Below are 14,533 nucleotides of genomic sequence, written 5' to 3'. Positions count from 1 at the left end.
TATATGTTTTGGTGTAATAAAAAACCAAGAAGCGTTTAAGCTCCAAGAAAGTTAAATACGACCTTGAAGCTTAAAATGAGAGATGGTATCTACAATAAATATTAAACCCCGAGTTTGGTTCTACCTGTAAGCGTACAGCTTGCTGGCGCGACGAGCGAAGCTCGTAAAAGAAGGTAAAATCACCTACAAATTATCTTGTGCTTTATTCAGCATATCTTTGAGCGCATCAATTAACAGTGGGTCGCGTGAGTTTTGTTTAGCAAGCTCTAGTGCGTGTTTCATGCTGGTAACTGCCTCTTTAAACTGTTTGTTAGCAGTGTAGCCTTGCGATAAACGCATATGAGCATAAGTAGTATTTGGGTAGTCGGTAGTAAATTGTTTAAGTGTGATTATAGCTTTAGCAGTGTTATCAAACTTTTGCTGGCTATGGGCAAATTCAACATATACATCTTTTGGAATTTTGAGCTTAAATCCGTACTTATCGCTAAGTGCTTGGTAGTAACCTGTAATGAGCGATACATCTGCAAATCTTCCATGCTCATCAGTAACGTTAAAAATTAGGTCACTAAATAAGTGGATTAGGCTATCGCTCAGTGCTGGGAGTATAGTGCCCATATGAGTAAAAGATGGGTAGTGCTTATATTCCCATTCAAGTTGTGCGGGCGCTTGTTGTTCTAAATTTACTAAAGTGTTTAATACGCCTGTATAAAAGCGTGCGCCTTCGCTTGCTACGCTAATAAATAATGTTTGATTACCCTTCGGGTTTTTAGAGTATTTTGTAATATTATTTTTTAACTCTTCATCACTCCACCAGCTATTAGGGCTTATAGCTATATAGTTATTAAATAACTCTGGCTGATTAACTAGCGTATAAAGCGCTAACGTTCCTGCATTGGAGTGACCAATTAAGGTGTTGTAGCCGTTAGTTGAGTAGTGAGAATTTATGTATGGCATGAGCTCATCAGACACAAACTTTAAAAACTTGTCGGTTTGCCCCGCATCAGACCATTTGTTTTTAACAAAAGTTTGAAACTCGGTTTTAGGCTCGCCTTGTACTTGTGGTAAATAATCGCGAACACGGTTGGTTGTGTCAACGCCAACGAGCACCGCGTTAGGAATCTGTTCGTAATCAATAAGCGATTTAATAACACCGGAAGCCGTATGAAAATGCTCAACACCATCAAGCAAATAAATAACATACAACGGCTCATCATCTTTTATATTTTCAGGGGTGTAAATTCTAATAGGCCTGTCTTCGTTAAGTATTTTTGATTGCAAGATGATTTTTTTACCAACGGTTATGTCCGTTGCAGTAGTTTCTGCGAGGCTTAAAGAAGACGTAACAAAAGTAAGTATTAATACAAGCGATAGTAAATACTTCATAAATATCCTTATTCAATAATGTATTGCTTAATAATTGCACGACTTTTAGTTTGAGTAAATACTTATATTTTCGAGGCAAACTTAAAGCTTAAGTAATAAAAAACCACGGTTTTTACGCGTTCAAGCTCAGCGTTTACAGTAATAGTATTAAGTACCTACCTTTTTGTTGATGTGAGTAAAATATTTTGTAAGCTCTTTCTAATAAAGCGTTAAAAACATGCTTGCTTAATTATCCTACTAAGCGTAAAATGCGCGCTCATTTCGGCTTTTAAACTATTAATTCCTTGCCTTAAACCGACCGGCCGAAACGGTAGAAGGCTCTATTAACCGTAAGGAATATCCATGCGTCATTACGAAATCGTATTCATGGTTCACCCTGATCAGAGTGAGCAAGTTGCTGGTATGATCGAACGTTACACAGGTTCAATCACTGAAGCAAATGGTGTTATACACCGCCTTGAAGACTGGGGCCGCCGTCAACTGGCTTACCCAATCAACAAACTTCATAAAGCTCACTATGTTCTTATGAACGTTGAAGCACCAACTGAAGTAATCAGCGAGCTAGAAACTACTTTCCGCTACAACGATGCAGTGCTTCGTAACTTGGTTGTTCGCACTAAAAGTGCTGTAACTGAAGCGTCTCCTCTTGCAAGAGAAGAGAAGAAAGAAGCACCAGCTGCTTAATTGTTTTGAGTCCAAGCATGGCGTTTAACTGGTGATGAATATAAATGGTTAGCCCTTTTATGAATCAACTGGTTTTATCTGGGGTAGTTTGTAAAACTCCCAAGTTTAGCCAAAGCCCTGCTGGCATAAAGCATTGTATTTTTGTTATAGAACATAAATCAATGCAAACCGAAGCAGACCTTAACCGTAATAGTTACGTGAGGCTTCAGGTAGTTGCCAGTGGAAAGCAAATGCAACAACAGACTCAACATTTGCACGTTGGGCAGGCATTGCAAGTGAGTGGTTTTTTAAATCGCCACGAAGGTCGTAACGGCCTTAGCCAATTGGTTTTGCATGCTCAGCATATCGAAAGAATTATTTGAGGAATTAATCTCATGGCACGTTATTTCAGACGTCGTAAGTTTTGCCGCTTTAAAGCGGAAGGCGTACAACAAATCGATTACAAAGATCTAGCTACTCTTAGAAACTATGTTACAGAAAGTGGCAAAATCGTACCTAGCCGTATTACAGGTACTAGCGCAAAATTCCAGCGCCAGCTAGCAACTGCTATTAAGCGTGCTCGCTACTTAGCCCTTCTTCCATACACTGACTTACATAAGTAAGCAGCGGATTAACAGTTTTTAAAAGGTGTAGAAACATGCAAGTTATTCTACTAGATAAGATCGCTAACCTAGGTAGCCTAGGTGAACAGGTTGTAGTTAAATCTGGTTTCGCACGTAACTTCCTTTTCCCTCAAGGTAAGGCAGTTCCTGCGACTAAAGCTAACATTGAAACTTTTGACGCACGTCGCGCAGAACTTGAAGCGAAAATCGCTGAACAGTTAGTTGCTGCACAAGCACGCGCTGAAAAACTAGAAGCATTAGCTGAAGTTACATTAGTATCTAAAGCTGGTGACGAAGGTAAGTTATTCGGTTCAATCGGTACTCGTGACATCGCTGACGCTATCTCAGCTGTTGGTGTTGAAGTTGCTAAGTCAGAAGTTCGTTTGCCTCTAGGTACTATCCGTGAGACAGGTGAATTTGACGTATCAATTTCAGTTCACTCAGACGTAACGGCTACTATTAAAGTAATCGTAATCGCTGAAGCTTAATTTTTAATTAAGCGACAAAAGCCGTGCTATTAGCACGGCTTTTTTGTGTCTGTAATTTAGCTAACTTTATGTATAAGCTATTAATTAAGCCGCAGTTAAATAAAACCTCGTACAAGTAATTCTTTTTTCTTCAATATTTTTTCATTTCATTTAAACCTTTCCGAACTGTCATTACGTCTAACTTATCAATACACTAACTCACTAATAATAATTAAAAGGCGACATTACGGATGTTACACGTTAAATCCGAACAAACGCCCTTGTGCGAAGCTGCATTGATTGAGCGTATTAAATCGGGTGATCAAGCTGCATACGCAACTCTTTATGGGTTACATGTAAAGCGGGTTTATGGCTTATGTTTGCGTTTATTAGCGGATCAAGCGCATGCCGAAGATGCCACTCAAGAAGTATTTGTGCAGGTGTGGCATAAAATAGCGCTGTTTGATGGTCGCTCGCAGTTTTCTACTTGGCTTTACAGTGTTGCAAGTAATGTAGCAATTAGTTACTTACGTAGGCAAAAAAACTGGCTGCAAAAAGTGGTGAGTATTGAGCACAGTGGTATGGATGAGCAATCGGCTAATGACTGTGAAGGTTTAAATGGTCTAGATAAGCTAATAGTAAGGCTACCTGAACGTGCGCGTATGGTATTTGTATTGTTTGCAATTGAAGGTTACAGGCACGAGGAAATAGCTGAGCAATTAGGTATGGCTGTTGGCTCAAGTAAATCGCAATATCATCGTGCTAGGCAGTTATTACAAGAGTGGTATGAAAATGAATAAACCTAATTTTAACAACTACTTAAACGAGTCGCTAAATACGCTTGATAAAGATATAGCACCACAAAAAGACTTGTGGGCAGGTGTTGAGCGAGCAATTATAAATAGCAAAACAGCACAAATAAACACTGTTATTTGGCCAAAAATAACGGTAATAGCAGCCTGTACAATTGCGGCTTTAGTTGCAGTAAATATATTTTATATAACGCCTGAACCACAACCTGTAGTTGCGATAAGTGATTACTTTTCAGCGCAAAAAAATAGTTTGTTGGTTGAATACAAAAATAAAGAAGCACTTACCAGTAATTGGCAAATACAATTACAAGAATTAGAAGAAGCAGAGCAAGCCATAAAGCAAGCTCTTGAAAATGAACCACAAAACCAAGCGTTACTGACAATGTTAGCGCAAATATATCAACAACAACTTGATTTGATTAACAAGGTGCACGCGCCTCGTTGGCAACATATTTAGGAGTACGACATGAAAGCTATTTTATTAGGGTTGAGCTTATTTCCACTGGTGGTATTTGCAGGTGAAAAAATAGATAAGCAAATAGACGTACCAAATGGCGGCACTATTTTTATCGAAAACCAGCGTGGCGATATAAATATAACCGGATGGGATAAAAACGTATTTAAAGTATCAGGTGAACTTGATGACAAAGCTGATGGTTATGAGCTTAAAACGAGTGGCGATAAAACTGAGTTTATTGTAAAAATACCGCGTAAAATGAGCTGGGGAAATAACGGTGATGGATCAAAATTAACTATATTTATGCCAAAAAGCAGTGCGCTTGAATTTGCTGGCGTAAATGCATCGGTTATTGCAAAAGAGCTTGAAAACGGCGCTGAGGTTGATGTGGTTAATGGTGAGATTACTGTAGATACTATTGTCGGTAATGTTAAATTAACCACCGTTAATGGTGATGTAAATGCAGAAAACTTAAGCGGTAATATTCAATTTGAAACCGTAAATGGCGAAATTAACGATAGGCAGTCAAGTGGTGAGCTGCGTTTTAGCGCGGTTAATGGTGATATTAAATCAATTTCAAGTGCTAATGATGTGCGCCTTGAAAACGTAAATGGCGATATAGATTTTACGCTATCGGCTGTTAAAAACTTACGGATTAATACTGTAAATGGTGAAGCTGAAGTACATATTAAAGAGCTTTTAAAGGGCGGCGATGTACGTTTTGAATCGGTAAGTGGCGATGCTGAGTTTTTCTTTGCAGCCGATGTATCCGCTAAGTTTGAAATTAAAGCACATGCGAATGGCAAAATAATAAATGAGCTCAACAGCAATAAAGTGCAAAAGGCTAAATATGGTCCAGCAAGTGATTTAGAATTTAGTATTCATGGCGGTAATGCGAACGTTGAAATGGATACGATTAGCGGGCGAATAGAGCTTAGAAAGAAATAACCGTTGATATAGATAAATTAAGCTATTGAGTTACAAAAAGCAGGAAAAGATTTCCTGCTTTTCTATTTGCACAGCCCCTGCAAGTCGATAGAATAGAGCCATTCAATTTTACTACTGTGAAGTTATGGCCAAACCAGATAAGCAAGTCGATACTCTTAAAGTTCCTCCCCATTCAATAGAAGCTGAACAATCTGTTTTAGGTGGCTTAATGCTTGATAACCAAGCTTTTGACCGCGTAGCTGAGCTTGTTGTATCACAGGATTTTTATACCCGCACGCACAAGTTAATTTTTGAGGCGATGACGGCACTTGCTGAAATTGGCGATCCGATAGATTTAATTACTATTTCTGAAAGTTTAGAAAAAAATAATAAATTAGCTGGAATTGGTGGTTTTGCTTATTTAGCCGAAATTGCTAAAAATACCCCAAGTGCAGCAAATATCGACGCGTATGCAAACATTGTGCGTGAGCGCGCTGTGGTACGTGAAATGATTGGCGTAGCAAATGAAATTGCAGAAGCAGGTTTTAATACCGAAGGGCGTACCAGTCACGACCTACTCGATTTTGCCGAAAGCAAAGTGTTTAAAATTGCTGAGCAACGAACAAAAAATAATGAAGGCCCGCAAAGCATTCATAGCATCCTTGAAAAAACCGTTGATAAAATAGAAGAGCTTTATCAATCGCCACAAGATGGTGTAACGGGGGTGAGCACCGGCTATGCCGATCTTGATAAAATGACGACCGGCTTACAGCCATCCGATTTAATTATTGTTGCAGCACGTCCTTCAATGGGTAAAACCACATTTGCGATGAACCTTGCTGAACATGCCGCAATGACTCAAGACAAACCAGTGCTTATTTACTCTCTAGAGATGCCTTCAGAACAAATTATGATGAGGATGCTAGCGTCTCTTGGTCGTATTAACCAAACTAAAGTACGTACTGGTCAGTTAGATGATGACGATTGGGCACGACTTTCATCAACAATGGGTTTGTTGATGGAAAAAGGCAAAATGTACGTTGATGATGCATCAGGTTTAACACCTACAGATGTTCGTTCTCGTGCACGTCGTATTGCGCGTGACCACGGCGGTATTAGCATGATCATGGTCGATTACTTGCAGTTAATGCGTGTACCAAGCCTTGCTGATAACCGAACACTCGAAATTGCTGAAATTTCGCGTTCACTTAAGTCATTAGCAAAAGAGCTAAAATGCCCGGTTGTTGCGCTTTCGCAGTTAAACCGTACGCTAGAGCAACGTGCCGATAAGCGCCCAATTAACTCAGATTTACGTGAATCAGGTTCGATAGAGCAGGATGCCGATTTAATCATGTTTATTTACCGTGATGAAGTTTATAACGAAGACAGCACCGACAAAGGTATTGCCGAAATCATTATAGGTAAACAACGTAACGGTCCAATTGGTAAAGTACGTTTAACATTCCAAGGTCAATTTTCTCGCTTTGATAATTACGCGGGTCCTGCGGTAGATGACGATTACTAATGCGTTTAGCGACTGCTGAAATTAACTTAACGGCACTTGCGCATAACCTTGCGCAAGTTAAACGCTTTGCTCCAAATAGCAAAGTAATGGCTGTTTTAAAAGCGAATGCTTATGGTCATGGTTTAGTAACGATTGCGCAGCATTTAAATGATGCTGACGCATTTGCTGTAGCTCGTGTAGATGAAGCCTTAGCCCTTAGAGCTGGCGGCTTAACAAAGCCAATAGTTTTACTAGAGGGATTTTTTAATAAAGCCGACTTACCTTTGTTACTCGCTAATAACTTTCAGACTATTATTCACGATGAATATCAATTAACTGCACTTGAGAAAGCAAAGCTCGATGCACCAATTACATGTTGGTTAAAAATAAATACGGGTATGCACCGCTTAGGTATAGCGCCTGAGCAGTTTGAAGAGTTTTATAACCGTTTACAAAAAACGCCTAACGCCAAAAATACCGTTAATTTAATGACCCACTTTTCGTGTGCTGATGATGTTGATAATGCTAAAACGGTTCAACAAATTACCTTATTTGATAATTTAGTGAATGGCATTGACCAAGCACATTGCTTATCAAACTCTGCAGGTATTATTGCATGGCCAAATGGTCATGGTGATTGGGTGCGTCCTGGACTTATGTTATATGGCGTATCACCAATAGCAAATAGCGTTGGGCAGCAACACAAGTTAAAGCCTGTTATGCGTTTAACTACGCGTGTAATTGCAGTGCGTAATGTACCAGCCCATGAAGCGGTAGGGTATGGTGGGCGTTGGAAAAGTGATAAACCAACCAAGTTAGCTGTTGTGGCTATGGGTTATGGTGATGGCTATCCTAGGCATGCTAAAGAAGGCACTCCAGTTATAATTGGTAAGCAGCGTTATGGTATTGTTGGCAGTGTAGCTATGGATATGATTAGCGTAGATATAGGCGCTAATGAACACAATATTAAAGTGGGCGATAGGGTTACTATGTGGGGTCCTGAGCTACCAGTGGAAGAAATAGCACTATGCGCTGATACTATCCCTTACGAGCTGTTATGTAATATTACACCACGCGTAAGTTATGAGTATCAGCGTTAATACAGCTAACTAATACCAATTTTATTAAAAATATGATCATTTTAACGTATTAAATAGATCACTAATTTAATGTAATTGGTATAAATTACCATAAAACGATATTTACTCTTTTATAAAGTAAATATCGCTAAAGCCCATACGGGCAAATTCTTGGTCGCGAAAGTTACGAACAGAGGCCGACCCTTTTGAGGTCATTTCTATTTGTTGTACCATGCTTAAGTAATTAGTCAGGTCAATACCTTCAGCAGCAGCAATTGCTTGATACATGTCGTGGTATTTATCTTTAGCAAAATTAATCTCGCGTGGTTGGTTTTTAAATGTATAAGTGATTCTGCGTGCCATATTTAGCTCATTTCGATTGAGTGTTACGGTGATTTTACACTGTATTGAACTGGCATTGAACGATTTTTTGAAATCAAATAATTAATATAAAGAGTTTAAAATGAAATTATCAGTAGAGATCAGTAAATACCCATTGCACCAAGATTACATCCCGTTTATTCAGGGCTTTATTGACCGATTAAATGAATACAATGACTTAAAAGTAATTACAAATACACTATCAACTCAAATTTTTGGTGATTATGATTTAGTAATGCAGGTGTTAAATACCGAAATTAAACGTTCATATGAAGAGTTTGGTAAAGCTATTTTTGTATGTAAGTTTCTCTCTGGCGATTTATCGCCTGAATAACCTATAATACCAACCTGCATAAATCTTTGATCAATTTAACGAATTAAATTGCACTATAACGTCGTTAAAAATTTTTTATTTAGAACAACTAGATACAAAAATTTTTGCCTAGTTCTAGCGTAATTTTCTTAACGTTAAATAGACCCCGTATATAAGCAGATTGGTATAACAATCGGCACAACTAAACGGTAAATGCATAATATGGATTTTTTAACACAAACCTTAAGTGGTTTTACAGCAATGTCGCATTGGGAATACATTGCGGTAGGGTTGTCTATGGCCTACTTATTATTAGCAATAAAAGAAAGCCTATGGTGTTGGCCTGCTGCTTTTTTTAGCACGCTTATTTATACAATAATGTATTGGAATGGCGCATTACTTATGGAGTCATTACTTAATTTTTATTATATGTACATGGCTGTATTTGGCTGGGTTGTGTGGCGTAAAGGCAAAGCTGCAAATTTAAATATTACATCGTGGTCTATAAATCGTCATGCAGTTCTAATTAGTTTAACAACCGTAGCTGCAATAGCTATTGGTTACGTTATGCAAAACTATACTCATGCCGATTTTGCTTATCTTGATAGCTTTACAACATGTTTTGCAGTAGTAACTACTTACTTAGTGGCTAAAAAAGTCCTCGAAAACTGGCTGTATTGGATTGTAATAGATGCAGCGTCTATGTATTTATATTACGAAAAAGGCTATTACCCAACGCTAGCACTCTTTATATTTTATACCATTATGGCGGCGTGGGGATTTAAAACTTGGTATGAAGAATACGAACAAAGCCAAGCTAAGCCTGTTGCACAGCTCTAATAGATGATTACTAAGACAGAGTTAATTAAAATATGTAGCGCGTTTACAGAGGCTCAGAGCATTGTTAAATGTGAACGAATAATTAATGGCTTTAGTAATCACAACTTTTTAATACGCACTGAACAGCAAAGCTACTTATTAAAGTACTATAAAACACATTGGCCAAATATAGGGCTTGAAGCACAGCGTTTTTTAAGTGGCTTTAGTGTATGCCCAGCACCTATTTGGTTAGACAAAGTAAATCAACATGCAGCCTTTAATTATATTGAAGGTGATGTTGCTCAATCACATATATCGAGTATTCCGCGCAGTTTAATCAATAAACTAGTTCAAGTGCATAATTACGATATTAAAACCGAACCAATGGATATCGCGAAAGAACTATTTTGTTATCAACAATCGTTGGTTTATAAACAATACCAACCGCAAATTGAAGCCGCATTAAAAGTAATTTCAAGGATGTCATTTGATGAAGGCTTTTGTCATAACGATTTAGTTAAAGAAAATATAATAGTAAACGCCACTGGCATGTACTTAATTGATTTTGAGTACGCCAAAACTAATGATGTATATTTTGACTTAGCATCCCTTGCTGTTAGCTTTAACTTAAGTGAGCACAGTGAAAGCATATTATTAGCTGATTATAAAAAATGTATAAGCGGGGAGTTTAAGTTTACTCAATCAATAGATAAACTTAATAACTATAAGCTGCTTTATTTGGTGTTATGTGTAGGGTGGTATGAGCAACGCGCTATAAGTAATAAAAGTGTTGAATTACGCGCGCAGCTTGATGACCTAATTAGCCAAAATAAGATAAAACCTTAACTACTTTTTATTCTATTTAAAGCCCACCAAAACGCTCTGCCAGCTCTTTATATTTAGTTACTTCATCAGTATCAAATTGTGGCTCACCGTTTTCATCTTGCGATTTAGCTATTAATAAACTTTCTCGGGCTAGGCGTTTTACTCGCTCTGCTTTTACACCTAAAAACTCAGCAACTTGCTCTGTAGACATTAAACTCATAATTACTTCCTCGTGTTAAAAATATGCACAGCGACAATTATAGTAAAATGTTGCTAAAGCGTTACCTTTCTTATCTAATATTAATAAATAGCGTGTTTTTACATTATTGTGAAGTGTTTTATTTAAAACAGCTTAATTAATAGGCATGTAAACTAATGTTGCTAGCATTTAACGTAAGATCTCTTTATTATTGCGCATGCTAAAGCACTGATATCGCGAGTTGGTGTGGCGGCAACAAATGTGCTCTCGTGGTGAAATGGATATCACGTGGCCCTCCGGAGGCTGAGTTGTAGGTTCGATCCCTACCGAGAGCGCCATTTGCTTTATATTGTTTAGTATAACCTTGTTATTTATTCCCCCACTATCTACTCTTATTATTTCAAATGTTCGTTTTTATATTCCTAATTTACTAAATAGAAAATCAATAAAATGCATTTTCCTGATAAATTTTGAAAGTTAATTATAAAAACAGCTTTCTAGTAAATCATACAATACAAATTATTAAAATTTTACTCAACGTTATGTGATTCATATACGATTGCAGTAGTAAATGGGGAAAGTCGATTCAATGTTAAATAGTCAATTAGAAATACTAGCTCAAGGACGCGCTTATCTTGAAGGTGTAACTAAAGAGGATTATTCGCAAATCGTTACTCCTAACTTTATTAGTTCGGCAGGCTCGCATATGCGCCATATTATCGATCATTATCAATCGTTACTGGTTGGCTTTAATGTAAAAAGTGTTGACTATGATTATAGGTTAAGAGGCGGTGATATTGAAAGTTGTCCAAAGGCAGCAATCAGTAAAATTGATGAAATAGCATCGTGGATTGAACAGCTCAGTGAAAGTAATTTTAATGAACCATTATTACTTTCAACTGAAGTTTCGATTAAAAGCAAAAATGTACAAACAGTAACGACTTCATTAGCACGAGAGCTTATTTTTGTAGGCAGTCATGCAGTACATCATTATGCGATGATTTCGCAAATATCATTTGCTCAAAAATCACAATTCGATCAAAGCTTTGGCTTAGCGCCAAGTACGGCTACTTTTTTAAGAGAAAAAAATCAACTAATGCAAACTAAGACGACTCAAAATTAAATGTGCACTTTAAGCTACTTTTTAACTGAAGATGGTTATGAGTTGTTTTTTAATCGTGATGAACAAAAAACGCGAACAAAGGCATTACCGCCAAAAAAGCATAATGGTAATGTAATCTATCCAACCGATCCGCAAGGTGGTGGTACATGGTTGGGGGTTTCGAGTTTTGGGCAAACGTTAGCATTATTAAACGATTACCAAAGTGTATTTGATATAGACGCAGTTAAATACAGTCGAGGAGCTTTAATACCATTACTATTGAACAATAATGTAAGTGTTTTACAGCAACTACAAAATTTAGATTTATCGGGATATGCACCATTTAAGTTGTGTATTTTCCCCGCTAAATTATCACTAAATAATAACGATGTTAATTTTATTAGGTGGGATGCTAAGCAGTTAACTCAATGCGAAATTGAACCGATTGTTACGTCATCAGGGGTCGAATTAGAGGTCGTAACTAAAAAACGACTACAACAATTTAAAAAAATGATTGATTTAAGACACCCAGTAAGCGAGCAGTTTTTAGCATTTCACTATAGTAAAGATAAGCAAGGGCAATATGGCGTTAATATGCACCGAGATGATGCTATGACTGTCAGCATTAGCCATATTCAGGTAAGTAATACTATTAGCTTTGATTATTTAGATAAGCAATCTCAACGAATTAGTAGTGTTAATTATCTAAAGTCAGCTACATCATAAGTTATGTAATTTATATCAAATAGCGCTTAAATGAATACTTAAAAAGCCGAAGCAATTAATTGCTTCGGCTTTTTAGTGGATTAGTACTTAATCAATTTGAAGAATTAAACCTGACGCTAACTGCGTTAAAAATCTCTGATATACAGCTACATGAATACAGGAGATAGAGCAACACAGGAGCAATTGCCGAGAACAACTAAATAACGAATTTCTACTTTGTTATCTTCAAGGTTTTTTACCTCAAAATAGACTATTTAATTAAGCGAATTAGTATAAGCAGCTTCTGGGTAGTTTACGTAATTATCTTTTTTATCACCAAGGTAGAGCTTTAATAGCTTTTCCGGAGCGCTAGGTAAGTGAACGCTCAAAAGTAGCCCTGGAGTGTGATTAAAGTTGCTATCAATTCCCATGCAATGAAATTGAGCGCCTAACTTATGGTATTGCTTTAATAAAATAGGCAGGTCTTTTTTATCGGACTCTATCCCCATTACTAAAGTTGATACTTGCTCGATGTTTAATGTGCGGTTATTAATAAAATCGGTAAATTCTGGGTGAATCTTATTATCAAAAGGTGTATTTGCGTTTACGCCATCTTTATTATTTACCATTGTATGGTCAATAATTGCTACAGAGCGAGGATCATAAAGCTTACTGAGTGAAACCGTGCCGTATAATGTTCGGTAACGTGGGTTTTGCGCCATATACACACCAATCCCTTTAAACAACAATAACAACCCATGGTAGCTCCCTTGATGTTCCTCAACTATAAATGAGCGACCCATTTCTAAGCATGGCTGTTGTTGATTAATAAAAGAGGGTTCAAAGTTAAACATTTGCGACAAATATAAAGCACTTATGTCATTATTTTTTAGTAATAAATCAGTTTGGCCTATTCGGTAAGCCCCAATGATTTCTTCATTTTTATGATCATAAATAAACAAATGCATATAGGTTGCGTCAAATTTATCGGTATCGCACGGCTCGCCACTCCCTTCATTTAATGTACGGAAGGTTATTTCTCTAAGGCGAGTTATTTCCGCTACGCAATTAGGTATTTGCTGTTGATAACCGTAATAAACAGAGTAGTTTTTAAAATCGACTAAATGCTGCTCACTTGGCAAGTTAGATAGTTCGTTCGTCATTTTTGTTTTATCAACATCGGGCATAATTGCTTTAAGTTGAGTTGATTGGTTATCATCTTGCCAAGGTGTTATGTAACGTTCATCATTTAAATAACACTGCAAACGAGCTATGTCATTAACGTCGACAGTTTGGTCAAACTTACCTAATAATTTTGATGTTAGTAAATTACCAGCACTTAAGCTAATAGTGCTTTTTTGTATTTTAAGTAATTCTCGCACCAACATGAGTAGTCTAAAACGGTAATAAATTCGTCCTAAATTATGAAACGCTGGGCTGTTTTCGCCACTAATAAAAACAGGTAATAAAGGGGCTTGTGTTTTTAGTGCTAACTGAGCTGCTAATCTATTCCATTCAGCATCGGTTATGCGCTGTTTATCAGATTGAAAAAATGAGACTCTTCCTGCCGGAAATACAACAAGTAAACCATCGTTATTTATGTGTTTAAAGCATTGCTTAATAGCGGAAGTATTAATAGCGGCTTTTGGCTTTAGTGGATTAGCAAATATAAAATACTCTTCTATTTCTTTAAATATTTTTAAACCTACGTTAGCCATTACTTTTGTATCTTTACGATAATTAGTTAATAACTTGGCAATAATCACGCCTTCAATCATTCCATAAGGATGATTGCATACCACAATACAAGGACCTTCCTGAGGTATTTTACTTGTTACACCTTGAGCACCAATTACATTTATACCTAATACATTTAAAAGCTTCTCGCTAAACTCTTGTTTAGGTAAACCCGATAAATTATTAGAGAGGTAAATATTACGTAGTTTATTTATGCCTAATAAACTGTCGAGCAACGGAGCTGCTACTTTTAATATATGACCTAATGGCGAAGCGGTGTTTATTGCTGCCACACTTAAATTTGATACAGGTTGGTTTAGTTTTGTCATATACGTTAATACTCTTAAATATTTAAAGCTGCTATTAGTTGTTATATTTATTTAGACCGAGGTTAAACAATATTATGTTCAAATTAGGTTAATTAAGTTCGATTTTTTATAATGATTAGGGGCTGTTGATCTTTGTAGTATATATATTAATCAGCCCACATTGGTAGCCACATCATAGTAAATGCTAAAGCGAGCATGGAATGATAAT

18 protein-coding genes and 1 tRNA gene are annotated in these 14,533 nt (G+C 36.9%); 15 read left to right on the top strand and 4 right to left on the bottom strand.

Annotated features, from left to right (window positions below; genetic code table 11):
- Positions 1-183: 183 nt before the first annotated feature.
- Positions 184-1,383 carry an alpha/beta hydrolase-fold protein gene (locus GQR56_RS20350; protein WP_166115045.1) on the bottom strand — a complete coding sequence of 400 codons (1,200 nt, stop codon included), beginning with the start codon at positions 1,381-1,383 and terminating at the stop codon, positions 184-186.
- A gap of 342 nt (positions 1,384-1,725) precedes the next feature.
- Here GQR56_RS20350 and rpsF point away from each other — a divergent pair, with 342 nt between their 5' ends.
- The 9 genes from rpsF (at position 1,726) to alr (ending at position 7,936) form a co-directional block, all read left to right on the top strand.
- Positions 1,726-2,067 carry a 30S ribosomal protein S6 gene (gene rpsF, locus GQR56_RS20345; RefSeq protein WP_024611977.1) on the top strand — a complete coding sequence of 114 codons (342 nt, stop codon included), beginning with the start codon at positions 1,726-1,728 and terminating at the stop codon, positions 2,065-2,067.
- A 44-nt stretch (positions 2,068-2,111) separates the two neighbouring features.
- Positions 2,112-2,429 (top strand): primosomal replication protein N, encoded by a 318-nt coding sequence (gene priB / locus GQR56_RS20340; protein ID WP_024611978.1) that lies wholly within the window; start codon positions 2,112-2,114, stop codon positions 2,427-2,429.
- Positions 2,430-2,441: 12 nt separating this feature from the next.
- Entirely contained in the window at positions 2,442-2,669 is a 228-nt protein-coding gene (gene rpsR / locus GQR56_RS20335; RefSeq protein WP_006793721.1) for a 30S ribosomal protein S18, read from the top strand.
- Positions 2,670-2,704: 35 nt separating this feature from the next.
- Entirely contained in the window at positions 2,705-3,157 is a 453-nt protein-coding gene (rplI, locus tag GQR56_RS20330; protein WP_002962755.1) for a 50S ribosomal protein L9, read from the top strand.
- Positions 3,158-3,387: 230 nt separating this feature from the next.
- Positions 3,388-3,936, top strand: coding sequence for a sigma-70 family RNA polymerase sigma factor (locus GQR56_RS20325; RefSeq protein ID WP_166115042.1), 549 nt, complete (start codon positions 3,388-3,390; stop codon positions 3,934-3,936).
- Positions 3,923-4,405 (top strand): hypothetical protein, encoded by a 483-nt coding sequence (locus GQR56_RS20320; RefSeq protein ID WP_024611980.1) that lies wholly within the window; start codon positions 3,923-3,925, stop codon positions 4,403-4,405. The genes GQR56_RS20325 and GQR56_RS20320 overlap by 14 nt, the downstream gene beginning before the upstream one ends.
- Before the next feature lie 9 nt (positions 4,406-4,414).
- Positions 4,415-5,353 (top strand): DUF4097 family beta strand repeat-containing protein, encoded by a 939-nt coding sequence (locus GQR56_RS20315; protein ID WP_166115039.1) that lies wholly within the window; start codon positions 4,415-4,417, stop codon positions 5,351-5,353.
- 124 nt (positions 5,354-5,477) lie between these two features.
- Positions 5,478-6,857 (top strand): replicative DNA helicase, encoded by a 1,380-nt coding sequence (gene dnaB / locus GQR56_RS20310; protein ID WP_024611982.1) that lies wholly within the window; start codon positions 5,478-5,480, stop codon positions 6,855-6,857.
- Complete coding sequence (gene alr / locus GQR56_RS20305; protein ID WP_166115036.1) at positions 6,857-7,936, top strand: alanine racemase; 1,080 nt, start codon at positions 6,857-6,859, stop codon at positions 7,934-7,936. The genes dnaB and alr overlap by 1 nt, the downstream gene beginning before the upstream one ends.
- Positions 7,937-8,038: 102 nt before the next feature.
- Here the strand turns inward: alr and GQR56_RS20300 are convergent, their stop codons facing one another.
- Positions 8,039-8,278, bottom strand: a complete 240-nt coding sequence (locus tag GQR56_RS20300; protein WP_011329083.1) for a DUF2960 domain-containing protein — start codon at positions 8,276-8,278, stop codon at positions 8,039-8,041.
- 100 nt (positions 8,279-8,378) lie between these two features.
- On the opposite strand from GQR56_RS20300, the gene GQR56_RS20295 reads away from it, so the two are divergent.
- The 3 genes from GQR56_RS20295 to GQR56_RS20285 all read left to right on the top strand — a co-directional run bounded on the left by GQR56_RS20295 (position 8,379) and on the right by GQR56_RS20285 (position 10,274).
- Positions 8,379-8,630, top strand: coding sequence for a hypothetical protein (locus tag GQR56_RS20295; protein ID WP_166115032.1), 252 nt, complete (start codon positions 8,379-8,381; stop codon positions 8,628-8,630).
- A gap of 201 nt (positions 8,631-8,831) precedes the next feature.
- Positions 8,832-9,449, top strand: a complete 618-nt coding sequence (pnuC, locus tag GQR56_RS20290; protein ID WP_024611985.1) for a nicotinamide riboside transporter PnuC — start codon at positions 8,832-8,834, stop codon at positions 9,447-9,449.
- A gap of 3 nt (positions 9,450-9,452) precedes the next feature.
- Positions 9,453-10,274 carry a phosphotransferase gene (locus GQR56_RS20285; RefSeq protein WP_166115030.1) on the top strand — a complete coding sequence of 274 codons (822 nt, stop codon included), beginning with the start codon at positions 9,453-9,455 and terminating at the stop codon, positions 10,272-10,274.
- Between the two features lie 16 nt (positions 10,275-10,290).
- On the opposite strand, the gene GQR56_RS20280 is transcribed toward GQR56_RS20285, so the two are convergent.
- Complete coding sequence (locus GQR56_RS20280; protein ID WP_024611987.1) at positions 10,291-10,473, bottom strand: hypothetical protein; 183 nt, start codon at positions 10,471-10,473, stop codon at positions 10,291-10,293.
- 242 nt (positions 10,474-10,715) lie between these two features.
- Here GQR56_RS20280 and GQR56_RS20275 point away from each other — a divergent pair.
- The 3 genes from GQR56_RS20275 to GQR56_RS20265 all read left to right on the top strand — a co-directional run bounded on the left by GQR56_RS20275 (position 10,716) and on the right by GQR56_RS20265 (position 12,280).
- Positions 10,716-10,790, top strand: a tRNA-Arg gene (locus GQR56_RS20275).
- A 251-nt stretch (positions 10,791-11,041) separates the two neighbouring features.
- Complete coding sequence (locus tag GQR56_RS20270; protein ID WP_166115023.1) at positions 11,042-11,575, top strand: hypothetical protein; 534 nt, start codon at positions 11,042-11,044, stop codon at positions 11,573-11,575.
- Positions 11,576-12,280 (top strand): NRDE family protein, encoded by a 705-nt coding sequence (locus GQR56_RS20265; protein WP_166115020.1) that lies wholly within the window; start codon positions 11,576-11,578, stop codon positions 12,278-12,280.
- A 254-nt stretch (positions 12,281-12,534) separates the two neighbouring features.
- Here GQR56_RS20265 and GQR56_RS20260 read toward each other — a convergent pair whose 3' ends face one another.
- Complete coding sequence (locus tag GQR56_RS20260; RefSeq protein WP_166115017.1) at positions 12,535-14,325, bottom strand: GNAT family N-acyltransferase; 1,791 nt, start codon at positions 14,323-14,325, stop codon at positions 12,535-12,537.
- Between the last annotated feature and the right edge of the window lie 208 nt (positions 14,326-14,533).

Origin of the sequence: Pseudoalteromonas sp. Z9A5, from assembly GCF_011378875.1 — a bacterium.
GTDB lineage: Bacteria > Pseudomonadota > Gammaproteobacteria > Enterobacterales > Alteromonadaceae > Pseudoalteromonas.
The sequence above is the reverse complement of the archived record's forward strand: the minus strand, read 5'-3'. Positions and strand labels throughout refer to the sequence as shown.

What these genes read in the sequence shown, in the direction of transcription:
- GQR56_RS20350 (WP_166115045.1), bottom strand. Translation starts at nt 1,383, where the DNA reads ATGAAGTATTTACTATCGCTTGTATTAATACTTACTTTTGTTACGTCT.
- rpsF (WP_024611977.1), top strand. Translation starts at nt 1,726, where the DNA reads ATGCGTCATTACGAAATCGTATTCATGGTTCACCCTGATCAGAGTGAG.
- priB (WP_024611978.1), top strand. Translation starts at nt 2,112, where the DNA reads ATGGTTAGCCCTTTTATGAATCAACTGGTTTTATCTGGGGTAGTTTGT.
- rpsR (WP_006793721.1), top strand. Translation starts at nt 2,442, where the DNA reads ATGGCACGTTATTTCAGACGTCGTAAGTTTTGCCGCTTTAAAGCGGAA.
- rplI (WP_002962755.1), top strand. Translation starts at nt 2,705, where the DNA reads ATGCAAGTTATTCTACTAGATAAGATCGCTAACCTAGGTAGCCTAGGT.
- GQR56_RS20325 (WP_166115042.1), top strand. Translation starts at nt 3,388, where the DNA reads ATGTTACACGTTAAATCCGAACAAACGCCCTTGTGCGAAGCTGCATTG.
- GQR56_RS20320 (WP_024611980.1), top strand. Translation starts at nt 3,923, where the DNA reads ATGAAAATGAATAAACCTAATTTTAACAACTACTTAAACGAGTCGCTA.
- GQR56_RS20315 (WP_166115039.1), top strand. Translation starts at nt 4,415, where the DNA reads ATGAAAGCTATTTTATTAGGGTTGAGCTTATTTCCACTGGTGGTATTT.
- dnaB (WP_024611982.1), top strand. Translation starts at nt 5,478, where the DNA reads ATGGCCAAACCAGATAAGCAAGTCGATACTCTTAAAGTTCCTCCCCAT.
- alr (WP_166115036.1), top strand. Translation starts at nt 6,857, where the DNA reads ATGCGTTTAGCGACTGCTGAAATTAACTTAACGGCACTTGCGCATAAC.
- GQR56_RS20300 (WP_011329083.1), bottom strand. Translation starts at nt 8,278, where the DNA reads ATGGCACGCAGAATCACTTATACATTTAAAAACCAACCACGCGAGATT.
- GQR56_RS20295 (WP_166115032.1), top strand. Translation starts at nt 8,379, where the DNA reads ATGAAATTATCAGTAGAGATCAGTAAATACCCATTGCACCAAGATTAC.
- pnuC (WP_024611985.1), top strand. Translation starts at nt 8,832, where the DNA reads ATGGATTTTTTAACACAAACCTTAAGTGGTTTTACAGCAATGTCGCAT.
- GQR56_RS20285 (WP_166115030.1), top strand. Translation starts at nt 9,453, where the DNA reads ATGATTACTAAGACAGAGTTAATTAAAATATGTAGCGCGTTTACAGAG.
- GQR56_RS20280 (WP_024611987.1), bottom strand. Translation starts at nt 10,473, where the DNA reads ATGAGTTTAATGTCTACAGAGCAAGTTGCTGAGTTTTTAGGTGTAAAA.
- GQR56_RS20270 (WP_166115023.1), top strand. Translation starts at nt 11,042, where the DNA reads ATGTTAAATAGTCAATTAGAAATACTAGCTCAAGGACGCGCTTATCTT.
- GQR56_RS20265 (WP_166115020.1), top strand. Translation starts at nt 11,576, where the DNA reads ATGTGCACTTTAAGCTACTTTTTAACTGAAGATGGTTATGAGTTGTTT.
- GQR56_RS20260 (WP_166115017.1), bottom strand. Translation starts at nt 14,325, where the DNA reads ATGACAAAACTAAACCAACCTGTATCAAATTTAAGTGTGGCAGCAATA.